The sequence below is a fragment of the Nostoc sp. MG11 genome (assembly GCF_014904695.1).
In the GTDB taxonomy this organism is placed as follows: Bacteria; Cyanobacteriota; Cyanobacteriia; order Cyanobacteriales; family Nostocaceae; genus Komarekiella.
In genome coordinates, this window is sequence record NZ_JACXXN010000023.1 from 23,245 (window position 1) to 45,862 (window position 22,618).

The 22,618-nt window shown below is 39.8% G+C and carries 21 protein-coding genes; 17 read left to right on the forward strand and 4 right to left on the reverse strand.

Annotated features, from left to right (window positions below; genetic code table 11):
• The first annotated feature begins 34 nt into the window (after positions 1-34).
• From HCR01_RS24755 to HCR01_RS24810, 12 genes are all read left to right on the forward strand, one after another.
• Positions 35-1,030, forward strand: a complete 996-nt coding sequence (locus tag HCR01_RS24755) for a hypothetical protein (RefSeq protein WP_193198735.1) — start codon at positions 35-37, stop codon at positions 1,028-1,030.
• Positions 1,031-1,034: 4 nt separating this feature from the next.
• A complete protein-coding gene (locus HCR01_RS24760; protein WP_193198736.1) occupies positions 1,035-2,303 on the forward strand; it encodes a lipopolysaccharide biosynthesis protein in 1,269 nt (422 codons plus the stop codon).
• Positions 2,300-3,490, forward strand: a complete 1,191-nt coding sequence (locus HCR01_RS24765; RefSeq protein ID WP_193198737.1) for a glycosyltransferase family 1 protein — start codon at positions 2,300-2,302, stop codon at positions 3,488-3,490. Before HCR01_RS24760 ends, HCR01_RS24765 begins: the two co-directional genes overlap by 4 nt.
• A gap of 160 nt (positions 3,491-3,650) precedes the next feature.
• A complete protein-coding gene (locus HCR01_RS24770; protein WP_193198738.1) occupies positions 3,651-4,838 on the forward strand; it encodes an O-antigen ligase family protein in 1,188 nt (395 codons plus the stop codon).
• A 143-nt stretch (positions 4,839-4,981) separates the two neighbouring features.
• Entirely contained in the window at positions 4,982-6,220 is a 1,239-nt protein-coding gene (locus HCR01_RS24775) for a hypothetical protein (RefSeq protein ID WP_193198739.1), read from the forward strand.
• 52 nt (positions 6,221-6,272) lie between these two features.
• Complete coding sequence (locus HCR01_RS24780; protein ID WP_193198740.1) at positions 6,273-7,472, forward strand: glycosyltransferase family 4 protein; 1,200 nt, start codon at positions 6,273-6,275, stop codon at positions 7,470-7,472.
• An 88-nt stretch (positions 7,473-7,560) separates the two neighbouring features.
• Positions 7,561-8,478 carry a hypothetical protein gene (locus HCR01_RS24785; protein WP_193198741.1) on the forward strand — a complete coding sequence of 306 codons (918 nt, stop codon included), beginning with the start codon at positions 7,561-7,563 and terminating at the stop codon, positions 8,476-8,478.
• Between the two features lie 13 nt (positions 8,479-8,491).
• Positions 8,492-9,688, forward strand: a complete 1,197-nt coding sequence (locus HCR01_RS24790) for a glycosyltransferase family 4 protein (protein WP_226889601.1) — start codon at positions 8,492-8,494, stop codon at positions 9,686-9,688.
• A 134-nt stretch (positions 9,689-9,822) separates the two neighbouring features.
• Entirely contained in the window at positions 9,823-10,974 is a 1,152-nt protein-coding gene (locus tag HCR01_RS24795) for a DegT/DnrJ/EryC1/StrS family aminotransferase (RefSeq protein WP_193198742.1), read from the forward strand.
• An 81-nt stretch (positions 10,975-11,055) separates the two neighbouring features.
• Entirely contained in the window at positions 11,056-11,649 is a 594-nt protein-coding gene (locus tag HCR01_RS24800; RefSeq protein ID WP_193198743.1) for a sugar transferase, read from the forward strand.
• Positions 11,650-11,826: 177 nt separating this feature from the next.
• On the forward strand, positions 11,827-14,031 hold the full coding sequence (locus tag HCR01_RS24805; RefSeq protein ID WP_193198744.1) for a GumC family protein: 2,205 nt from the start codon (positions 11,827-11,829) through the stop codon (positions 14,029-14,031).
• The gene (locus HCR01_RS24810; RefSeq protein WP_193198745.1) at positions 14,018-14,194 is read left to right on the forward strand and encodes a hypothetical protein; all 177 of its coding nucleotides are present in this window, start codon (positions 14,018-14,020) and stop codon (positions 14,192-14,194) included. The genes HCR01_RS24805 and HCR01_RS24810 overlap by 14 nt, the downstream gene beginning before the upstream one ends.
• 4 nt (positions 14,195-14,198) lie before the next feature.
• On the opposite strand, the gene mutL is transcribed toward HCR01_RS24810, so the two are convergent.
• Positions 14,199-15,899 (reverse strand): DNA mismatch repair endonuclease MutL, encoded by a 1,701-nt coding sequence (mutL, locus tag HCR01_RS24815; protein WP_193198746.1) that lies wholly within the window; start codon positions 15,897-15,899, stop codon positions 14,199-14,201.
• A gap of 211 nt (positions 15,900-16,110) precedes the next feature.
• Between mutL and HCR01_RS24820 the strand changes: the two genes are divergently transcribed.
• Positions 16,111-16,446, forward strand: coding sequence for a rhodanese-like domain-containing protein (locus tag HCR01_RS24820; protein WP_193198747.1), 336 nt, complete (start codon positions 16,111-16,113; stop codon positions 16,444-16,446).
• 209 nt (positions 16,447-16,655) lie between these two features.
• On the opposite strand, the gene HCR01_RS24825 is transcribed toward HCR01_RS24820, so the two are convergent.
• Positions 16,656-17,705, reverse strand: coding sequence for an adenosine deaminase (locus HCR01_RS24825; protein ID WP_193198748.1), 1,050 nt, complete (start codon positions 17,703-17,705; stop codon positions 16,656-16,658).
• 175 nt (positions 17,706-17,880) lie between these two features.
• On the opposite strand from HCR01_RS24825, the gene HCR01_RS24830 reads away from it, so the two are divergent.
• Both HCR01_RS24830 and HCR01_RS24835 read left to right on the forward strand, forming a co-directional pair.
• Positions 17,881-18,159 (forward strand): DUF1778 domain-containing protein, encoded by a 279-nt coding sequence (locus HCR01_RS24830; protein WP_193198749.1) that lies wholly within the window; start codon positions 17,881-17,883, stop codon positions 18,157-18,159.
• 4 nt (positions 18,160-18,163) lie between these two features.
• Entirely contained in the window at positions 18,164-18,670 is a 507-nt protein-coding gene (locus HCR01_RS24835) for a GNAT family N-acetyltransferase (RefSeq protein WP_193198750.1), read from the forward strand.
• A gap of 60 nt (positions 18,671-18,730) precedes the next feature.
• Here HCR01_RS24835 and HCR01_RS24840 read toward each other — a convergent pair whose 3' ends face one another.
• Positions 18,731-19,399 (reverse strand): TetR family transcriptional regulator, encoded by a 669-nt coding sequence (locus tag HCR01_RS24840; RefSeq protein WP_193198751.1) that lies wholly within the window; start codon positions 19,397-19,399, stop codon positions 18,731-18,733.
• Positions 19,400-19,655: 256 nt separating this feature from the next.
• Here HCR01_RS24840 and HCR01_RS24845 point away from each other — a divergent pair, with 256 nt between their 5' ends.
• Together HCR01_RS24845 and HCR01_RS24850 are read left to right on the forward strand one after the other, a co-directional pair.
• Complete coding sequence (locus HCR01_RS24845; protein ID WP_193198752.1) at positions 19,656-20,609, forward strand: Rieske 2Fe-2S domain-containing protein; 954 nt, start codon at positions 19,656-19,658, stop codon at positions 20,607-20,609.
• A gap of 37 nt (positions 20,610-20,646) precedes the next feature.
• On the forward strand, positions 20,647-21,222 hold the full coding sequence (locus HCR01_RS24850; protein ID WP_193198753.1) for a Uma2 family endonuclease: 576 nt from the start codon (positions 20,647-20,649) through the stop codon (positions 21,220-21,222).
• A 66-nt stretch (positions 21,223-21,288) separates the two neighbouring features.
• On the opposite strand, the gene HCR01_RS24855 is transcribed toward HCR01_RS24850, so the two are convergent.
• Positions 21,289-22,521, reverse strand: a complete 1,233-nt coding sequence (locus HCR01_RS24855) for a DUF445 domain-containing protein (RefSeq protein WP_193198754.1) — start codon at positions 22,519-22,521, stop codon at positions 21,289-21,291.
• Positions 22,522-22,618: the final 97 nt, after the last annotated feature.

Here is a 22,618-nt window from a genome sequence, read left to right on the forward strand (position 1 = left end):
TGTCTTGATGTAGTGTTCATCCAACAACTCCAATATGAAAGTAATTCATAATCGTCACAGCTTAGTACATGGCTTAGATAGCAGATCTGTTGTAAATTCAAGCTACTTTTCTTCTTTGAAAAAAATGGCAAGAACTTTTGTCAGAAGAAGATGTGAATGGTCAATTGGAATTTACACAGGCAAATCACTTTTTGATTTCAGTTCAACAGAAAATATCAAAAATCCAGTTTTGACTGCAAAAGATGTAACAGATGTAACAGCCGACTTTGTTGCCGACCCGTTTATGGTTCGTCATAACGACATTTGGTATATGTTTTTTGAAGTACTGAATAGTCTTAATGATAGAGGAGAAATAGGACTAGCAACTAGCAATGATGGATTCAATTGGGATTACAAAAAAATAGTAATTAAAGAACCGTTCCACTTGTCTTATCCTTATGTGTTCAAATTCCAAAATGAATATTACATAATTCCAGAAAGTTATGAAGCTAATTCTATTCGCTTATACAAAGCAGTTGACTTTCCTACTAAATGGACATTTGTAAAAACTTTAATAGATGGTAGAGATTATGTAGATAGTTCTATTTTTAATTTCAATGACAGGTGGTGGATATTTACATCGTCGTCACAAAGCAATATTCTCCGTCTCTATTATGCTGATGACCTGATGGGGCATTGGATTGAACATCCTCAAAGCCCTATTATCGAAGACAATCTAAACATAGCAAGACCAGGAGGAAGAGTAGTAGTATATGATGGTCAAATTTTCCGATATACCCAGGATGATGAGCATTTGTATGGTAATCAAGTGCGAGCGTTTGAAATAACCCATCTAACAACAACAACTTATGAAGAAAAAGAAGTTAGAGAAAATCCTATTTTAAAACCTAGCGGCTTTGGTTGGAATAAAAGCGGTATGCATAATATCGATCCTCACCAGATTACAAAAGATAAATGGATAGCCTGTGTGGATGGATATCATATAGTTTTTGTGTTTGGTGTAGATCTGCAAAAGTTAATATCACTTTGACCAGATGCAACAAAAAAAGATACTAACACTACGCCACAATTTCTCCTGGACTTTCACTGGCAATTTTGTTTATGCAGTTTGCCAGTGGGGAATATTGGTAATGTTAGCTAAACTCGGTAATCCAGAGATAGTAGGTCAGTTTACTTTGGGACTGGCAGTCACAGCACCCGTAATTATGTTGACAAATCTCCAACTACGAATTGTTCAAGCAACAGACGCTAAAAAACAATATCGTTTTAGCGATTACTTGGGGCTGAGGCTGATTTCGACAATGTTGGCACTTCTGGTCATTGCAGTCATTAGTCTGTCAGGAGGATATCGCTGGGAAATATCCTTAGTTATCTTTTTGATTGGTCTGGCAAAAGCATTTGAGTCTATTAGCGATGTATTTTATGGGCTAATTCAGCAGCATGAGCGCATGGATCGGATTGCGACATCATTGATGATTAAAGGGCCTCTAGCACTGCTATTACTGGGCATTGGAGTACATATATCCGGCCGTATTTTGTGGGGTGTAGTTGGGTTAATTTTTGCTTGGGCTGTGGTGTTGTTTGGCTACGACATTCGTAGTGGAATCTTAATGCTAAAGCAGAGGTCACAATTGCAACCTCGTTGGCGTTGGAAAACTTTAGCGCATCTGATATGGCTCTGTTTGCCTTTAGGGCTTGTGATGATGTTAATTTCACTTAATAGCAATATTCCTCGCTATTTTATTGAGCGATATTTAGGTGAGCGAGAACTGGGTATTTTTGCAGCCATAGCCTATCTAATGGTGGCAGGAGGCATGGTAGTAAATGCCCTAGGGGAGTCAGCTATTCCTCGCTTGGCCAAATATTATGCAGAGGGCGATCGCATAGCTTTCCGCACGCTCCTACTCAAGCTGGTAGGAATTGCTACTCTATTGGGCGGAGCAGGTGTTTTAGTGGCTGTGGTGGCTGGGCGGCAGATTCTAACTATCCTGTATCGGCCTGAATATGCCGAGCACACAAATTTGTTTATCTGGCTAATGGTTGCGGCTGGGATTAACTACGTATCGTCCTTCCTCGGCTATGGAATGACGGCAGCCCGGTACTTCCGCATTCAAATGCCTTTGTCCGCCGTTGTGGCAAGTATCTCAGCCATAGCTTGTTTATGGTTCCTGCCCAAGTGGGGATTGTTAGGAGCTGCGATCGCGCTATTGATTGCGGCAATTATCCAAGCAGGTTTAAGTTTGGCAGTTATTCTCCATGCACTGCATAAGCCACACAGATATATAGAAGGAGTAAAATCATGACGTTATGTAACAAGCCTTCTATCCGCATTCTGCAAGTTGTTGGTGGGATGAACCGGGCTGGAACAGAAACTTGGCTAATGCATATCCTTCGCCAGATTAATCGCGATCGCTTCCAGATAGATTTTCTAGTTCATACAACTGAACCCTGCCATTACGATCACGAAATTCGTACTCTTGGTAGCAAGATTATTGTCTGTCCTCATCCACACTCCCAACCTTGGAAGTATGGCCACAACTTTAAACAGATTCTAAAAAAGCATAAACCTTATGACGTTATTCACAGTCATGGCCATCACTTTAGTGGTTACGTTCTCCGTTTGGCCCATCAGATAGGTGTTCCCGTCCGTATTGCCCACAGTCATTTTGATAGCTCCTCGGTTGAAGCTAAAACTAGTTTGAAGCGTAAATTGTATCTGGGTTTGATGAAAAGATGGATTTCCCAGTATGCCACTGTTGGGTTGGGATGTAGTCGAAATGCAGCAGCAGATTTATTTGGGATGAAGTGGGAAAACGATTCCCGGTGGCAATTACTTTATTGTGGTATTGACCTAGCTCCATTCCGAAATACATTTGACTCTGACGCTGTGCGTGCTGAATTGGGTATACCTGCGGATGCCTTTGTTCTGGGTCATGTAGGTAGATTTGATGCGGCAAAGAATCATTTGTTTCTTCTGGACATAGCATCAGAAATTGCCAAGCGAGAACCGAAAATGCGCCTCTTGTTGGTTGGTGACGGCAAGCTACGCCCAGAGATCGAGCAAAAAGTTGTTCAGATAGGCTTGGCCGACCATGTAATTTTCGCAGGTGTCCGTTCTGATGTTCCCCGATTGATGCTAGGTGCTATGGATTTATTGATTTTCCCATCTCTTTATGAAGGATTGGGCTTAGTGTTAGTTGAAGCACAAGCCGCGGGACTATCTTGTATTCTTTCTAATGTTATTCCTCAAGAAGCAGATGTAGTAAAACCTTTGATGCATCGGATATCGTTATTGAAACCAGCTTCTACTTGGGCCGATGCAGTTATGGAAACTAAGCAAGATACAGCAAAAATCAACCAATTAGAAGCGTTTAAAACTGTAGAAAATAGTCTATTTAATATTCAAAGAGGAGCTAGAGAATTGGAACTTTTATATATGGAGCAACTAAATTACCTTTCTGTTCTACAGAAAAGTCTAATAGTCACTTGATAAAGTAAATAATTAATAGACTTAAGCTATTGCACTATAGACTTGAAAACCTTATTGATTTTAGTAAAATTTGTCTTAGAACTTAGATATTACAAAGCATAAAAACGTTGTAAATTTTCATTCAAATAATCAAATCTAAGTTATTAGTATGCAAAATTCCATGAAACTTGAATTTAAAAAGCAACAAATTCTTACATTAATAATTCTAGCCGTCTTATTCGGCTCATCATCTATTACTAACTTAGGGAGTTCTGAAATTCCCCTAGATTCAGCCATCGAAAAACTGCGCTATGTTCTAATTCTTACAGCATTAATGACTCTTCTACTATTATCCCGCTTTGATATATGGGGGTTCCCGAAGAAACAACTGCCTCTAATTATAGTCTGGATTTTACTAGGTTTTATATCAGTAATATCTGGAGTTGTTAACGATGATTTAGTCTCTGTTAGAGATGGACTCTGGTTTATGATTATAAGCCCAATGATTTTCTTTTATAGCTTACCTAAGTTGATGAAACAATATGCAAATTTTCTGCTTGCTACGTCACTTTTTTTGGGTCTTCTTCCTTATATAGTTATGTCTTTATTGCTACATCCAATCAATCAATTTCAAGGTCATTCAGATGCAAGTTATGCAGGCGTCTTTCCTAATCCCAATGATTTAGGATTTACAAGTGTGACAATGGCATCTGGACTTTTTATTATTTTGATTGGTAGTTTGTCTGCTAAAAAGAGATTATGGTATATTTTACCGATTATTTTATGTTTAATTTTTCTCTTTGTAATTATTATTTTAGCTAATGCACGTACATCCTTAATTGCCTTTTTTGGTATGTTATCTATATTTATGTGGAGGTTATTTCAAAAATCTGGATTTTTGATTAAATTTGTTAATAGTATTGCCCTAAGCATCAGCGCCATCTTATTATTAGCAGATGAACAGTTTTATTTATTCTTCTTGAATAACCTTAATCAATTACAAGATAAAGATGGTTTGAGTGGTAGAGAATATATTTGGAATAAGACATTTGAAGATGTAAAGTTATTGGGTAATGGTGCAGACTACTTTGAATTAAATTTTGGTTTAGGAGGCCATAATACGATTATCAATACCCTTGGAACAATCGGTATTATTGCGGCATTTTTGATGTTATTTCTAGCATCTCTTAGTATCTTCTATGCTTATTTATATTTCAAAACTCATTCAAAGACAGACCACTATGCTATTGCACCTCTAGTAATTACAATATGTTTCTGGATTACATCTATGGGTGAGGGTATGTTTAGTGCTTTAGGTACAGCAATGACTGTTGCTTATTTTCTGTGTATTGGAATTATTGTGGCATAACTAAATCCAAAAAAAGAAATAGAAAAATATTATACTCATGCCATAATTTCATTTATTAATAAAAAGTAAGACACCTAATTTTGCTCACTTTTAGATATTAAAAGGCTAGAAAGCAAGTAAATCAATTTTTGTTAAGGAGAGAAATGCTTAAAGAATATATTTTTAAATGGAGACGAACAATATTATTATTTATATTACCCATGTTACTTATTCTCTGTTTCTCTGCTTACGGTAACAAAATTTATCAACTTCACAACTTGGTTGATAATCAAGTGACTAGTACAATTGCTAATAGCACTATTAAAAATAACAGTAACAGCACGATTAGAATTAAAGGCAAGCCATTCTTCCCGTTTGGTTTCTACCATGAATCATATAATTTGACTTTTCAACAGTTAATACAAGCAGTTCGTGATCTTGCTGCTGCGGGATTTAACACCATTTTTGCCTCTTGTGACAACCTTGATAATTATGGTGTATTTCTTGATGAAGCCGAGCGAGTTGGTGTTTTTGTTATCACAAGCTTTAATGTTGATGACCCTCTTGCAGTTGTCAAGAAATTCAAGGATAAACCAGCTGTTCTGGGCTGGGGAATTGCCGATGATGTTGGTGATCACGAAACCCGAAATGAAATATTAGCTTTTCACAAACAAATTAAAGCTATTGATCCTAAACATTTTACCTACATTAGTATCAGTGGTTGGTCGAGAAAATGGTTAGGCCATTCTAATATTGCGGATTTAATTGGCGGTCAATCTTACCCTATTAGCTATCCTTTCAACAACAAACCTAAAGGTTTAGCAAATGATTTAAGTACAGTACATCATGTCTTCAATATTGGTCGCTTTGAAGCAAATAAATATAATCGTCCAGTCATTGCAAACTTGCAGACTTTCCGTTGGGAAGAAGGACGCTGGCCAACTGCTAATGAAGTGTATAACATGACATATCAGGCACTTTTAGCTGGTGTTAAAGGTATTCTTTTCTACACTTATGAAGGCTATAAGGATAACAGCATAAGACAAAAACCGGATGTATGGAGTCGTGTAAAGTCTATAGTGCCCGAAATAAACAGGCTCACCCCAGTATTGTTAGAAGGCACTTTGACGAAGCTCGATACTAAATTTGATGATGTGCTTGCCGGACAGTGGATATACGGCAACAGTGTTTATTTAGTTGTTTTGAATACATCACAAACAGAAACAAGACAAGTTGTGATCACAATCCCGACTCCAGCAAAAGGTTCAGCGCAACCACTATTCTCAGGGCGTCCATCAGGGATGCGTTTTCAAGATGGTAAATTAAGAGGTTTTATAAAGCCTGAAGATGTTCATATCTATCAATTATCTCAGTCAAGAGTTCTGAGTACAACGAAGGAATGATATAGATGATCTGATTTTCTCAACAAATGCTTAACTAGGTTAAACCAAACAAATGAACGTATTAGTTACAAACTCTGCTCACTTTGTGATCACTAGCGATGGCACTCTATGGACTGCGGATGCTGCAACTCGTTATAGTATCTGGACTAGATATTTAGATGTATTCAATGAAGTTCATTTGTTGGTGCGTGTTAAATTCTGTGGCGAACCTCCTAAAGCATGGGTTAAGGCTTCAGGTTATGGAGTCAAACCTATTCCAATACCCGACTTTGTAGGGCCATCATGGGAGTATGTGAAAAACTACGTGAGTATAAAAAGAGCTATAAGCAAGGCAATAGCAAATGCTGAGGCTATACAGTTGCACGTACCATGCATAATTGCTGGCGAAGCCTGGAACTCTATGCCATCACGAAGACCATACTTTGTTGAAGTGATTGCTGACCCCTACGATGATTATGCTCCAGGATCTATCAAGCATCCCTTGCAACCCTTGTTTCGTTGGTGGTTTACCCGCCAATTACAACGGCAGTGCCAGCAAGCTTCTGCGGCTCTTTATGTCACAAAACAAGCACTACAACGACGTTATCCTTGCCCAAAATACTCTGTAGGCGTATCTGATGTAGAGCTTCTAGAAGGTACGTTAGTATCCAAACCCCGCCCGATTCAACAAGAAAAACGCACATTTAAGCTAATCATAGTAGGTTCACTGGCTCAACTCTACAAAGCGCCAGATGTATTGATTGAAGCTGTTTCTATCTGCGTCAAAGAAGGATTAGATCTGAAGTTAATTTTTGTCGGAGATGGTCGGTATCGAGCAGAGTTAGAGGCAAAATCTGTGGCACTGGGCTTAGGCGATCGCGTCTTGTTTCGTGGACAGTTACCAACCAGCGAAGCTGTGCGTGAGCAATTAGATCAGTGCGACCTTTTCCTTTTGCCTTCTCGCATGGAAGGCTTGCCCAGAGCGATGGTTGAGGCAATGGCGCGATCGCTACCTTGTATTGGCTCAACAGTGGGCGGTATCCCCGAATTGCTACCTGCTGAAGATATGGTGACAGCAGGAGATGCAGTTGCTTTAGCACATAAGATTCGAGAAGTTGTCACCAACCCAGAACGCATGGCTTTAATGTCTGCTCGTAATCTAAATAAGGCAAAAGAGTACAAAAGAGAAGTTCTCAAAGAGCAGCAGGTTGCTTTTTATCGCTATGCGCGAGAAAACACCCAAGAGTGGTTAAAGGCAGCGAAGTTATTTTAATTTATCAAGTAGCAATTTAAGTTGCTACTTCACTCTTGAATTAGCATTGGCGTATTATCTGTACTAAAAAATCAGAAGCGAATTCAATATGCTAAATATCAATCTATTTCCTGTTATTAAGAATCAAATTAAAAAGATTATTGGAAAAAAGAATGATTGGGCAATTGGAATTTATCAAGGAAATTCTTTGGTTGACTGGGAAGCTCTTAACAATATTTGCAATCCGGTTTTGACTGTTAAGGATGTCAGTGATGTGTCAGCAGAGTTTATTGCCGATCCTTTTATGATTTTGGCGAATGGTACTTGGTATATGTTTTTTGAAGTACTGAATAAGGCTAATGGGCTAGGTGAAATTGGTTTAGCAACTAGCCAAGATGTGCTCAATTGGAATTATCAAAAAATCATCTTGCGGGAAGATTTTCACTTGTCTTACCCTTATGTATTTTATTGGCTCAACGATTATTACATGATTCCAGAAAGCTCACAAGCAAATGCTATTCGCTTATATAAAGCAGTTGATTTCCCCAGGCAATGGTGTTTTGTGAAAAATCTAATTGAGGGTAGAGATTATGTAGATACTTCTATTTTTTACTTTGATAATAAGTGGTGGCTATTTACATCATCAACAGCAAGTAATATTCTGCGACTCTATTATGCTGATGAAATCATGAGTTATTGGGTTGAGCATCCTCAAAGTCCTGTAATTGAGGACGATGCAAAAATAGCCAGACCAGGAGGGAGAGTTATCGTAAATAATGGCACGGTTTTTAGATATGCCCAAGATGACCAGTACTTATACGGTACAAAAGTTCGGGCATTTGAAATCATTGTGCTGACAACAACAGCTTATAAAGAAAAACCAATTGCAGAAAATCCCATTCTTCAAGCAAGTGGCTCCGGCTGGAATAAAACAGGAATGCATCATATTGATGCTCACAAGATTGATGAAAATAAATGGATAGCCTGTGTGGATGGATATCAAATGTCATTAGGAGCTTGGACATAGGAAGTGTATTGACATGACTCAATATCCGAAAATGACGCTAGTGCATATCTCAACCGTGGCTGAAACATTAGAATTTATCAACGGTCAGTCTAGTTACATGAAGGAACGAGGTTTTGAAATTCACGCGATCGCTTCTCCTAGTGAGTTGCTGACTCAATTTGGCGATCGCGAGCAAATTACCGTTCATTCTGTCAATATGCCCAGACAGATTACTCCATTAAAGGATCTGTATGCCTTATTTCACCTCTGGCGGCATTTACGCCAAATTCGTCCCGACATTATTCATGCTTATAGTCCTAAAGGAGGACTCTTAGGTATGATCAGTGCTTGGCTAGCAGGAGTTCCTGTCCGCGTATATCACATATATGGTTTACCATTAATGACCGCCGTTGGCTACAAACGCTTGTTGCTTTGTTTGAGTGAAAAGGTTTCCTGTTTGCTTGCCAACCAAGTATTGTGTGTCAGCCATTCAATTCGCAAAGTAGCAATTTCTGAAAATCTTTGCCCAGAAGCGAAGGTCAAAGTGCTGCTTAAAGGTGGGGTTACGGGTGTGGATGCTGCCAATCAGTTCAATAAAGCAAATTTGGCTGCAAATGTCCGCCTAAAAACGCGCAAACAATTTAATATTCCTACCGATGCTTTAGTAATAGGCTTTGTGGGGCGGATCGTTCGTGATAAGGGTTTAGCAGAACTGGTATCAGCGTGGAAAATTTTGTCCTCTGAGTTTCCCAATTTGCATTTGCTTGTTGTCGGCCCTTTTGAACCACAAGATCCAGTATCAGAAGATGTGGAATATACGCTCAGAAATGATGCCCGCATCCATTTGACAGGAAGGCGATCGCACATATCCCCCTTATATGCGGCAATGGATATTTTGGCTCTGCCATCTTATCGGGAGGGTTTGAGTACTGTAATTTTAGAAGCGGCAGCAATGCAATTGCCAGTAGTAGCTACGCGCATTCCGGGTTGCATAGACGCAATCCAAGAAGGTGTCACAGGCATATTGGTGTCACCGTATAATGCACAGGCATTAACAGATGCAATTCGCACATATTTGCAGGATTCAAAATTGCGTCACAGTCACGGGCAGGCAGGGCGCGAGCTAATTTTACAAGACTTTATTCCAGAAGCAATGTGCAAAGCGATATATCAAGAATATGTTCGGCTGCTAACAGAAAAAAGATTATTATCTCCTAATCATTTGGGCTAGGTGAATAGAAAGTAGTACTTGATTGTGTAGTGATCAAACACGTAGGAAAAAATTACACACTCCTAGAGTCTTATTAAAGTAGCTAATAAATAGGTTGACTGTTTAAGTTCTTAGTTGTTTATAGGTATATCATTATGGAAAACTTTCTGCCTTTTGCCTTGCCCGATATTGGAGAGGAAGAAATTGCTGAAGTAGTCCATTCTCTGAGGTCTGGTTGGCTAACTACCGGAGCAAAAACGAAGCGATTTGAACAGGATTTTGCCGAATTTATTGGGCATGGTGTAGAAGCGATCGCAGTGAATTCTGCCACATCAGGGTTACATCTAGCTCTGGAGGCTTTAGGGATTAGCCCTGGCGATGAGGTCATTACTACAGTTCACACGTTCACTGCTACGGCGGAAGTGATTCGCTATTTAGGGGCAAATCCAGTCTTTGTCGATATTGATCCACTCACTCTGAACATCGACCCGACAAAAATAGAGGCAGCAATTACCCCTCGAACGAAAGCTATCATGCCCGTCCATTTTGGAGGACTGGCCTGTGATATGGAACCAATTCTGGCGATCGCTCAAAAGTATGGCTTGAAAGTTGTAGAAGATGCTGCCCATGCTATCCCAACAACCTATCAGAGTAAGTTGATTGGTAGTCTGGATAGTGATGTGACAGTCTATAGTTTTTATGCAACTAAGACTATTGCAACTGGCGAAGGTGGGATGCTCGTTACCCGCAATCCTGAAGTTGCTAAGCGGTGTCGGATCATGCGGTTACATGGTATCAGTCAAGATGCTTTTGATCGTTACACTTCAACTAAACCTTCTTGGCACTATCAGGTAGTTGCACCAGGCTTCAAATACAACATGACCGATCTGGCGGCTTCTTTAGGAATTCATCAATTGAAGAAAGCTTGGATATTCCAGAAAAAACGGGCAGCGATCGCCAATCTATATGATGCAGAGCTAGCAAACTTACCTTTACATCTACCAGCAAAACCTGCTGAGGGTGATATTCACTCTTGGCATCTTTATGTAATTCGCTTAGACGACTCTGTAGAAGTGAGCCGCAACACCTTCATTGAACAACTAACTGCAAAAGGAATTGGTTGTAGCGTCCACTATATTCCTCTACACTTGCATCCCTACTGGCGCGATACTTATAACCTTTGCTCAGAGGATTTTCCCTGTGCATCCTATGCTTACAAACGCATAGTGAGCCTACCAATTTACACAAAAATGACCGAAGCTGATCAAACTCGCGTTATTCAAGTTGTGAAAAAAACTTTAACTTGATCCTCTTTTTCTTGCCATCAGTAAACATTTAATTGCTTTAGAGATTACCTAATTGGATTTTTCACGGACTATTACCTGATTATGACTAAACGAATGTTTGACTTATTTTTTGCCCTAATTGGTATTGCAATCCTACTGCCTCTATTTTTCATTATTGCAATATGGATTAAGCTGGATTCTCCAGGCCCCGTGTTTTTTCGGCAAATTCGGATTGGACGCTACGGGCGTGAATTTAGTATCTACAAGTTCCGCACTATGGTGACTAAAGCCGAGAGTATAGGAAGACAAATTACAGTTGCTAACGATATACGGATTACGCGAAGTGGTCGCTTCTTGAGGAAGTATAAGCTAGACGAATTACCCCAATTATTCAATGTTGTAAAAGGGGAAATGAGTTTTGTTGGCCCTCGTCCTGAAGTACCAAAGTATGTTGCACTTTATACACCAGAACAGCGTCGAGTATTAGAAGTACTTCCGGGCATAACTGATCTAGCTTCAATCAAATTCCGAAATGAAAGTGAGCTTTTAAAACAGACTGCAAATCCAGAAAATGTTTATGTTAGAGAAATAATGCCTCAAAAATTAGAGTTAAATATGCAATATATTGCTCAAATCAGCTTACGCTTCGATATACTCATTATTGTTAGAACACTGCTGCGAGTGATAGCAACATAAAACTTAAATCATCAGTTTGATAGGCTAGGTCTGATATTTTAGATCATTCTCAACAAGCTCAGATAAACCGGGTTTTAAAATGATAAATCTTTAATATTCTCAACAAAGTCTGTTTGTGACTTTGATAAAATCATTCTCTGCATTTAATTACAAAATATAAAGTTTAAAAAGTTATTTATGGAATATCCTGAATCATCTCCAAAGATTGGCAAATATTGGCAAATAATGAACCGTCGTTGGCTGCCTGCTATATGTGTTTTTGCCCCAGTTTTTTTGACTTTGTTATTGACTTTATCTTTTTTGAAAAAACCTACTTATTTAGCAGAAGCAAAGCTAAAGTTTCAAAGGATAAATACCACTTCAACTCTAACGGGTGTAGGAACAGAAATAAGTAAATTGGAACCATTAGTGCAGGATCAGAAAACTAATCCTCTCTATACAGAGGCAGAAGTGATCCGTTCTATGCCAATTGTCAGAACAACTATAAATCGACTGAATCTGAAAAACAAGAAAGGTAATTTACTCACAACTAAGGAGTTTCTCAAAAATCTAATTATAAAAGATGTTAAGGGATCTGATATCCTGCAAATTTCTTACAAAGATACCAATCGAGAAACATCTGCAAAAGTTGTTAATACTCTTGTAGAAATTTATTTAGTACAAAATGTATCTTTTCTCAGAAATGAAGCATCTGCTGCCCGCAAGTTTATCGAAAAACAACTTCCAGATGCGGAATTAATTGTTCGAAAAGCAGAAGCAGAACTAGCAAGGTTTAAAGAAAAGTACCAAGTTGTTTCTTTACAAGAAGAAGTAACTAAGGCTGTGGAAATCATTGCAGAATTGCAAAAACAACTTGGCGAAACTCAATCTAGACTTGCTGATGTCAATGCACAGTCTAAAGAAATCCGTGAGTTATTAGGTATGAACTCCCAGCAGGCGTTGATGATGACTTCCCTCAGTCAGATTTCAGGAGTGCAAGATATTGTTAAAGAAACCCAACAGATAGAATCGCAATTGGCAGCTAGGCGTACTGTTTTGCAGGACAACCATCCGCAAATTAGAAACTTAGAGGACAAATTAAATTCTTTAAATATGCTGTTGCAACAACGCATTGCAATGGTTGCAGGAACAAATAAACCACAACTAAACAAAAACTTTCAACTAGGACAGTTGCAACAGCAGCTCTCTACAAGACTTGTGGAATTAGAGTCAAACCGTTTGGGTTTTGAAAACCAGGCTGCTACCTTATCTAGGTTACAAATTTCTTATAAGCAACGCTTGAACAATCTGCCGAGATTGGAACAACAACAGCGCCAGTTAGAACGTAAAGTCCAGGGTGCTCAATCTACCTACTCACTTCTGCTACAAAAGCTGCAAGAAAGCCGGATTGCTGAGAATCAAAGTGTAGGTAATGCAAGTATTATATCCGAAGCTGAAGTTCCCCAAGAACCTAGTTCTTCTCCCATGATTTCGTATTTGGGTGCAGGCATATTGGCTAGTATGGCTACTTTGGCAGCTGTGTATTTTTTGGAAGTAAGAGATAAATCTATTAAGACCGTTGATGAGGCAAAATCATTACTGGGATTGACTTTATTAGGAGTAATTCCTTTCACTAGTAAGTCGAAAAAAATCATTCGTGGGCATGAAGAACCGGAGTCGTATAGTCAAAGAATTGTTGTTAGAGATACTCCTCGCTCCCCAATGAGTGAAGCTTACCGAATGCTCAAGGCGAATCTGAAGTTTATAAGTGCCGATAAAGAACTAAAAGTTATTGTTGTCACCAGTTCTGTACCCTCAGAAGGTAAATCAACGGTAGCTGCCAATTTAGCTGTAGCAATGGCTCAGAGTGAGCGTAAAGTCTTACTAATAGATGGAGATTTGCACCGTCCAGTTCAGCATAAAATCTGGGAACTGACTAATAATGAAGGTCTAAGCAATTTGATTGTTGAGCAGGCTGAAATCAGAATAGCTATTAAAAAAGTTATGGATAACTTGGATGTCCTGACTTCTGGAGTAGTACCTCCTAGTCCAGCATCCCTGCTCGACTCCAAACGAATGGCTACATTGATGAAAACTCTTGCTGCCAAATACGACTTTGTGATTATTGATGCTCCCTCATTAAACGTTGCTGCTGATGCTGCTACTTTGGGGCAAATGGCTGATGGTGTTTTATTTGTAGTTCGGCCAGGGGTAGTTGATTCGGTGAATGCAGTTTTTGCTAAAGAACTTTTGGAAAAATCTGGTCAGAATGTGCTGGGACAGGTAGTAAATGGTGTGATTCCTAAAAATGAACCCCATAGCTACTATTACTTTAGTGAGGATGCCGATCTAAAAGTAACCCAGGAATCCTCAAAAATTTTCAGCAATAATGCAGTACGCTAAACATCGAATCCAAGTTGACAAAGATACAGGTAAATATTCTCAAGTGTTGGTAGAAGCAAAGCAGCTAGAACTTGATTATCGCTGTTTAATAGACAAGCTATATTTACTAAAAATCAGCGATCGCAAGTTGCAAATTAGCTTAAGCAAACATCTCTCGATTTGAAATATCATACCCCATGACTTTTACCAATTACCCAATTACGCCGGAAAAAACGGGCTAAAGCCGACTCTTCGAGCGATAAATAAATAGGGCGTCCGTGGGGACAGGTGCGGGGGTTGCGAGTGCTTTGCCATTCATCTAAAAGTGTCTGCATTTCTTGCAAGTTCATGGGTGTACCATTACGAATCGCACTGCGACAAGCAACAGCTACTTGGGCGGTTTGTAAGTCGCCTCCCCAACTGAGTTCTAAAATTGCTTCTGCACAATCTTCTCGCTGCTGCAAAAGTGTGGGTAAGGTGCGGACTGCCCAAAGTTGTTCGCCAAATGGTTCAATATCTAAACCGATGCGTTGTAGTTGTGAGACTTGTGCTGGCGACAATTGATAAAGAATAATTGGCGGTTCTGTAGGAACAAGTTGCCAATTATCGCATAATTGCTCATACAAAACTCGCTCATGGGCGATGTGTTGTTCCACTAACCACATACCACCAGAATGTTCCGCCACAATATAGGTGTTGCTAACTTGAGCGACGGCTTTTAAAGAGTGCTGAGTATCATTGCCTTCGTTTGGGTTTTTAGGATTGAAATTGTAACCGCCTTTTGCTTCTGCGGCTTTGAGTAATTTACCAACTCGTGTTGTGTGAACAGCTTCTCTGAGATTTGCAGAACTAATGCGGAGTGCTTGGTTAATTGCTTGAGTAATTTGCTCTTGCCAATAACTCAGTTCGTTGAGGTAAATTTCGGTTTTTGCTGGATTGCGGTTCCAGTTGATTTGCTCAGGAGAAATGGCAAGATGCAGAAAACAGATGGGATAGCGATCGCGTGGTAATGTTCTGTGAAAGGCCGATAAAATCGTTTGCTCTAGTTCCGGCGATTTTACCATCCGTCCGTTGATAGCTACTCGTACCCAATCTGGACGATGGCGATGGCAGCGGTCTGGTAATCCTACCACCAATGAGAGTGCTGAGTGCTGAGTGCTGAGTTCTGAGTTCTGAGTCTGGAGTGCTGAGTTGGGAGTGTTGGGAACTTCGAGTTTCACCTCTTGCAAATCACCCTGTCGGACTTGGGGTAAAATCTGCGGTAGTAGTTTTCCTGTTGTGGTCGCGGGACAAATAGTGAACCATTGACGGTCATTTTGACAAACTTGCCAAGTAACGTGAGGATGGCACAGAGCGATTTGGTGAATTGTTGCTTGCACAGCTTTCATTTGCTGTGCTGCTGATGGCAATCCCTGACGACGAGATGAGCTACCGAAGAGATTAGAAACTATAACAACTGTACCAGGAGCGATCGCAGTTGCTTCTACTTGAACAACTTTCCCGCTATCGCTGTAGATAACCCGCCATCCTAAGTTACCACCTGTGGGACGACTTAAAATCTCTAAATCTGCTAGCGTTGTCAAACTATGCAACGCCTCACCTCGAAATCCTAAACTGTTAATTTTCCACAAATCTGCACTAGAGCGAATTTTGCTGGTGCTGTGAGCTGTGGCTGCTTGTTGCAAGTCATCTAGGTTCATTCCACAACCATTATCTGCGACGTGGATTCGCCACTGTTGTGGCCATAGAGAAACCACAATTCGCGTTGCACCTGCATCAAGGGAATTTTCTACCAATTCCCTCACCACAGAAGCGAAAGAGTCGATTACCTCTCCAGCTGTAATGAGATATACGACTTCTGTTGGTAAAGCCTGAATAGTAGATGCCATAAATAATAGTTTATAGCTTCTGGGGGCAGAGGCAGTGGGGAAGTATTTTTGAATTCTATCTCCCTGTCCTCCCAATAGGTTTCGGTTAAGGCAAAAGGGAAAGGCTGAAATTTATCCCTTACCTTGAGAAATTTTTATTAATTGTAAAGAAAACTCGATTAAAAGTGGATGTTTGATAAATTGCTTGTGAGGTTATAAGCGGGAAAAGCTTATGAGTAATAATTTAGTAGCTGATGTTCATGATCTCAAGACCCGTTTGGAATGGGGTCAACCAGGTTTTACAATTGTTGATGTGCGCGATCGCCACACCTACAATCACGGTCATATCACTGGGGCAATTCCTATCCCATTAGATGACTTGGCATCCAGAGCAAAATCTTCTTTGCATACAAAACGCCATATCTACATTTATGGCGAAAATGATGAGCAATCAGCCAAAGCTGCACAAGTATTAAGAGCATCTGGGTTTGTTGAAGTAGCTGAAATTCAAGGTGGTCTTTCTGCTTGGAAGACTGCTGGTGGTGCTACAGAAGGCGTTGGCGCATAAACTCAAGCCAGAGATATCAATCCAAATCTATTTGTTCCATAATTAATGGTTTTGTGTACTGCACACTGTGCAGTACAATTTTTTCTTGAGCATCACAGAAAGCCACTTACTGCAACATTAATTAACATTAAATCATTTACTTTTTAACCGAACTCAGCACTTTTTATTAAACTAAGTACGTTAAATAGTAAAAGTCTTTAAAGTAGTCGTCAATTAATATCGCCCATGACCAAAACTTTAGAAATTTCAGGTTTTAGCAACCCACTTAACATCGATGCGGGACGTTGACTGTAAGGCCAAGCAAAAGCATGACGAAAAGCTGCATCTTGACAAGCTTGCAGCTGTTCAAAGTTAATAATGTCGTAAGTCAAGAGATTTTCATACTCAAATGGCAAACGCACATTGTGCAAACCGGCGTTATCTGTACAAATAGCGATGTCTACCCCAGCATCAAAACAACGGTCAAAAACTAATTTGAGTTGACGTATATCTTGCAAAGTACCAGTTTTAATGTAAGTTGTAGGACAAACTTCTAAACACTGTCCGCGTCTAGCTACATCCTTAAGTAACTCTGGATATAGTAAGGGAATTTGGATACCGTGACCAATCCGCATCAGATAGGGTAATAGTTGTGGGTAACAGCCAGCGCTAGTTTCATAGAGGTGTCCGGTGGTGTTAATGCCCTGCGATCGCGCATAATTATATAGACTAATCCATTCTTCTAGGCGATCGGCGTAGTAGCTATCACCACCCGCTACATCTACCGCACAAACATACTGTTTGTTTTGCACTGCTAAATCAACAATCGCCTTATTCACTTCATAAGGTAGGCGCGAGTGCATACAAAGAATTTGGCTAGTGACAATCGGATATTCTGGCGGATGACTAGCTTTCCCTACTACTTCCACAATTTCTGCCATTTTGTCAATTCTTTCCGATTGACTCAGATGCTCAGGTGTCCGTAAATATGGGGTGTAGCGTAGTTCCAGATAAGCCAAATTCTCAAAAATATAAGCACCCCGCACCAAGCGATAGATAAAGTAAGGCAAAGTTTCCACAGTTTGCACACTTTCTACTAGGGTGTGCAATTCCAGGTATTCATCTAGAGTATTGCGTGGTCGTGTGTAAAAATCTTCAAATTCTGAATAGTCAGCAAAGCGAGAAATCAACTCAGAAGAATGTCGCTCGAAATATCGCCATAAAACACGGGGTACAACCGAACCACCCAAGTGTCGATGTAATTCAGCATATAAAGCCATAGTGTTATTTTTAGGGAAAAATATCAATAATTGTAACAAAAGCACAAAGGAAAAAAATTTATGTCTAAAGAAAGATTGTGTAAAAATACGGCTTATTACACCTGTTGACCTACTTATTGTCAGGACAATGTGTGTATGCTAACTTTGGTTTAGAGAGAATAGCCTAATTAAAAGTATGAGTCACCTAACCGAATCCAGGACTGAACGAATTGATATCCGTACTAGCTCTAGCGTTAAAAAGCTTTTACAGCAAGCAGCAGCAGCAAGTCATAAAAATGTTAGTGAATTTCTGCTTGAACATGGCTTGCAAGCTGCACAAGACACTTTAACAAATCGAAAGCTTTTTGCGCTAAACGATGAGCAATGGCAAGCTTTTCAAGACGCTCTTGATGCTCCATGTGTTGAAAAACCACGTTTACGTCGTTTGTTAACTGAGCCTAGCGTATTTGAGTAGTCTTGTGGCATCTAACAATTTATATATCACTAAATTATCAAAATCCCACGATCTAAAAAACTTTGATTGTGGGAATTCCGATTTAAACAATCATTTAAACAAATATGCTTTAAAAAATCAGCAATCTGATAGTTCAACAACCTATGTCGCTTGCTTAGGAAGTGATGTAATTGGTTATTACACTATCATCGTAGCGTCTGTTATTCATGAGAATGCACCGCCTCGTATATCTAAAGGTTTACCAAAATATCCTATCCCTGTAGCTTTATTAGCTCGGTTAGCGGTAAGCAAAGAATTTCAAAACAAAGGTATAGGGAGAGGCTTACTAAAAAACTGCTTAATTCGCATAAACCAAGCAGCTGATCTGATTGGTATTCGTGCATTATTAGTTCACGCGAAAGATGAGAAAGCGCGTGGCTGGTATCAACAATTTGATTTTGAACCTAGCCCAACAGATCCATTACATTTATTTCTGATGCTAAAAGATATTCGCGCTATGCTAGAAAGTTAAAAAGATTAACATTTTGTCTATATACCGATAGGAACATTGCACAAAAAATTATAGTTATCCTCATTCCTCACTTTTAACTTTGATTGCTTGCACGCCAGCCAAAATAAAATTAACCGCTTCGTGGGTATGCTGCTCAATCATTTCTGGACTCAGTAGTTGTAAATCGGGTCTAGTATGCTTGATGTTTTCGTAAGCATTGAAGTATAAGTTACAAACTCCAACAATATGCAGGGTGGTAATAAATGGATCGATTTGACGGAAACAACCCTCTGTCATCCCCCGTTCTAAAATCCTGATGAGATACCCGAAATTTTCTTGCCAATTACCCTGTTTGAAATACTTTCCCTGATTTTGGTTTGCTTCTTGGAACCACAGCATCCCTCTGTGTGGGTGAGCAGCTTCGTAAGCGATCGCTTCTTTGACAACCACCTTCAAGGCTTCCTCTGGTGGTAACTGATCCAGATTTAGCTGCTGGAACCCTTCATGCATTTCCACAGCAGGACGTTGCAAAACAGCTTTATATAGCCCTTCCTTGCTCTCGAAGTAGTAATAAATCATCGCTGTGGTTACACCTGCACTTTTGGCGATCGCTTCTGTCCGCGCCCCACTAAGTCCATATCTGGCGAACTCTGATTCCGCTGCATCGAGAATTTGCTTTTTCGTCGCCTCTGCATCGCGCACCTGACGCGGTTTTTTAGATGAGATTTTTGATTGCGTTGAACGACCCACGTTTTTCTATCATACTAACGAAAACATCTTAACTAAAAAATTGGTTAGTAGTTGACATAAAGCATGAGATTGATTAAATTAATAACTAACTAAAAGATTAGTTAAATAGCTTTTACATAAATCAATAATGCAATGTCTAAAGTCAGCCGAGCCGGAGCTAGGTAGCTTTGCTTATTCGATCTATATGAAATATGAAACCTATCCTCAACTTTGAGATATCTCATAAATCAAATAATTTAGACCCCTTGGAGGAAAAATGGAACCAATTTTACCTGGTGCACCTTGGTTAATTGCTCACAAGTCGATGCTAGGAGTTAATAAACCTAATAAAATCACTTTAAATGGACAAGATTATGTCATTTGGCAAAACCAAAAAGGCGAAGTGTTTGCCCTTGATAACATCTGTCCGCACATGCAAGCCCCTTTATCGAACGGCTGGGTTTGTCAAGAGAAAGATACAATTACTTGCCCTTTTCATGCTCTAGAGTTTGACGGACAAGGCAGATTATACCAAGGTGATAAAAAAGATACCCAGCCAATTGCTAAGCCATTAGAGCTAATTGTTAACAATGATTGCATCTGGACTTATGCTGAGTTTGAGCCAAGATTACCCATCCCAGATTTGCATCAGAAAATTGTAGATGAATATGAATTCATCGGAGTAGCTGGAGAAAAAAGTATTCAAGGTGACTTCTTGAGTAACCTAATGGTTAACTATGACTATAACCACCAAAATGGAACTCATAAAGAACTATTTAAAATCACATCTTGTAATGTCAGTTCTTTTGAAGAAAAAGGATACTACGCTAAAGTAAAACAAGAGCTTACGAGATCTGATAATACGCTAGGAGAAATTGTCAAAAATCCTATTTTAGGAATCTTCCCCAAAATACTCAGTAATACACTCGAATACGCTTTTCCTTCAACTACAGCCTTCTTTGCTAAGACACCTATTGGTGATATTGCTCAGATTCACATTCTCTACCCTGAAACAGAAAAACGAACTAAAACGTTTATTTTGATGTATGCCAAAAACATCAATTATTTAATGAAATTCCTGTTTAAAAACTCAGTTTTACAAGCAGCAGCTACAGTTATTGAGCAGGATACAGGTGCAGTTGAAAGCTTGTATTCTCGGCAAAAACCAAAAATTAGACTACCAAATGAAGAGATTATGTTTTATGCAGAAAAACTCTACCGTGATTGGTAAGTGCTAGGCTACATTTAGCGATATTCACCAGGCAACAATGACTGCACTTATCCTCAACTTAAGTCCTGCCATTGAGTTAACAGATGAACAGTTCTTCCAACTCTGTCAGAATAATCGAGATTTGCGACTTGAGCGCACAGCAGAGGGAGAATTAATTATCATGCCACCAACTGGATGGGGAAGCGGAAATCGGAATAGTAGACTGACACAGCGTTTAGGCAATTGGGCTGATGCTGATGGTACAGGGCTAGCTTTTGACTCCTCAACGGGCTTCAAACTCCCCAATGATGCAAATCGATCGCCTGATGCATCTTGGGTGAGCCGGGAGCGATTAGAAGCCCTAAATCCAGACCCTACTAGATTCCTACCGATGGCTCCCGATTTTGCGGTAGAATTGCGCTCTGCTTTAGACAGCTTAAAGACTGTGCAACAAAAAATGCAGGAGTACATTGATAATGGTGTGCGTCTAGGCTGGCTAATTGACCCTCAGAACCAAAGGGTAGAAATTTACCGCCTAGGACAGGATGTTGAGGTTCTAGAATCCCCTACCTGCTTGTTAGGAGAGGATGTATTGCCTGGGTTTGTGCTGGATTTAGCACAGATTTTGAATTAGGCGATCGCTCAATTTCACTTATTTAAATATATGTGCAATTTGCAACTATAATTGGCATAAAAATTACTATTGACTAAATAACAGAAATGCTGCTTGAAATGACCCTATAACAAAACCTAAAACACCGCCTAAAGTCACAATAGCCTGCAATTCATTTTTCACAATTCCCTCAATTGCAGCTTCTAAATCAGCGGGTGACGTTGATTTCACACGGTCAACAATCACTTGATCTATCGACAAAATCGGAATTGCCTGCGCCATAATCGCTTCTAAATCTTTTTCTAAATACCTATCTAAAATGATAGCCAACTCTTGACTTACGACCTCTAAAGAAGCACTCACAACAGGTGAACTACTAAGACGATTCAGCAACAATACAGCAATATTTTCCCAGTCAACAGAATCAGTTAATCCTTGCAGAAAATCGCTACCACTAGTTTGTAGGTAATGACGGACACTTTCGCGTGTGGTCTTTCGCAGTTGGCGCACCGTTCCCATTGGCAAGTTTTGCAAAGATAAATTTTGCAGCAACTTCTTAAGGCGATCGCGCATTTGCAACTCTTGAATCAACTCCTGCAAACGATCATTGGTAGCTTCTTTCTCATCTAAGCAAAATGTTCGTAGCCTCGTGAGAGTATTGCGTAAGCCAAACAGATTTGCCACAACCCAATACGTACCGCTGGTTTTTTCCCGAAAGCCTTCATCAATAATTTGAATCGTGCGATCTGTTAAAAAATCAACTATTACCTGTCGCAGCACATCTGGTGGCAAAACAACCTGCAAAAGCCAATCAGCAAGTCGCGTGGATTGTTCTTCACTCAGTTGAAATTCCAGTAATATCTGGTCAAAAATTTGATTGATCTGCGCTTCCAAAAAGTCTTCGCGTCGCGCCAAAACTTTGAGTAAACGTGGCAAGGATTCTCCCAACAAATCCCGCAAAATACCTGCCACAATTTTGGCACTCTTCTCGTTCTTATCCGTTTTTATCTGTTCAATTGCCAGCCGCAACAACCACAGAATTGCTGCTTGTACGCGTTCTGTTTGTAACAGACGCCGCGCCAAATTTTGTAATTCCTCTGGCGTTAGCAGCGACCCCATGATTGTATTGGAAATGTTTAGAGCCAGACGTTCCTGGTTGCGGGGAATCAACCCAGGCGTAAACGGTACTCTTCGTCCACCAATATAAATTGCTCTGTAGGGACGAAATAACATTTTGATGGCTATATCGTTTGTGAAATAGCCGATAACTCCACCAAGTATGGGGGGAGACACATAAAGCCAAAGATGAGACCAATCCACAGGATTTTGGATTTCGGGTTTGGGACTTCAGATTTTAGATGAAATGTTGATTTGTGGATTCAAGAGTCTTTGGTTGTTTACCATTAGACCCCAATCC

What these genes read in the sequence shown, in the direction of transcription:
- HCR01_RS24755 (WP_193198735.1), top strand. Translation starts at nt 35, where the DNA reads ATGAAAGTAATTCATAATCGTCACAGCTTAGTACATGGCTTAGATAGC.
- HCR01_RS24760 (WP_193198736.1), top strand. Translation starts at nt 1,035, where the DNA reads ATGCAACAAAAAAAGATACTAACACTACGCCACAATTTCTCCTGGACT.
- HCR01_RS24765 (WP_193198737.1), top strand. Translation starts at nt 2,300, where the DNA reads ATGACGTTATGTAACAAGCCTTCTATCCGCATTCTGCAAGTTGTTGGT.
- HCR01_RS24770 (WP_193198738.1), top strand. Translation starts at nt 3,651, where the DNA reads ATGAAACTTGAATTTAAAAAGCAACAAATTCTTACATTAATAATTCTA.
- HCR01_RS24775 (WP_193198739.1), top strand. Translation starts at nt 4,982, where the DNA reads ATGCTTAAAGAATATATTTTTAAATGGAGACGAACAATATTATTATTT.
- HCR01_RS24780 (WP_193198740.1), top strand. Translation starts at nt 6,273, where the DNA reads ATGAACGTATTAGTTACAAACTCTGCTCACTTTGTGATCACTAGCGAT.
- HCR01_RS24785 (WP_193198741.1), top strand. Translation starts at nt 7,561, where the DNA reads ATGCTAAATATCAATCTATTTCCTGTTATTAAGAATCAAATTAAAAAG.
- HCR01_RS24790 (WP_226889601.1), top strand. Translation starts at nt 8,492, where the DNA reads ATGACTCAATATCCGAAAATGACGCTAGTGCATATCTCAACCGTGGCT.
- HCR01_RS24795 (WP_193198742.1), top strand. Translation starts at nt 9,823, where the DNA reads ATGGAAAACTTTCTGCCTTTTGCCTTGCCCGATATTGGAGAGGAAGAA.
- HCR01_RS24800 (WP_193198743.1), top strand. Translation starts at nt 11,056, where the DNA reads ATGACTAAACGAATGTTTGACTTATTTTTTGCCCTAATTGGTATTGCA.
- HCR01_RS24805 (WP_193198744.1), top strand. Translation starts at nt 11,827, where the DNA reads ATGGAATATCCTGAATCATCTCCAAAGATTGGCAAATATTGGCAAATA.
- HCR01_RS24810 (WP_193198745.1), top strand. Translation starts at nt 14,018, where the DNA reads ATGCAGTACGCTAAACATCGAATCCAAGTTGACAAAGATACAGGTAAA.
- mutL (WP_193198746.1), bottom strand. Translation starts at nt 15,899, where the DNA reads ATGGCATCTACTATTCAGGCTTTACCAACAGAAGTCGTATATCTCATT.
- HCR01_RS24820 (WP_193198747.1), top strand. Translation starts at nt 16,111, where the DNA reads ATGAGTAATAATTTAGTAGCTGATGTTCATGATCTCAAGACCCGTTTG.
- HCR01_RS24825 (WP_193198748.1), bottom strand. Translation starts at nt 17,705, where the DNA reads ATGGCTTTATATGCTGAATTACATCGACACTTGGGTGGTTCGGTTGTA.
- HCR01_RS24830 (WP_193198749.1), top strand. Translation starts at nt 17,881, where the DNA reads ATGAGTCACCTAACCGAATCCAGGACTGAACGAATTGATATCCGTACT.
- HCR01_RS24845 (WP_193198752.1), top strand. Translation starts at nt 19,656, where the DNA reads ATGGAACCAATTTTACCTGGTGCACCTTGGTTAATTGCTCACAAGTCG.
- HCR01_RS24850 (WP_193198753.1), top strand. Translation starts at nt 20,647, where the DNA reads ATGACTGCACTTATCCTCAACTTAAGTCCTGCCATTGAGTTAACAGAT.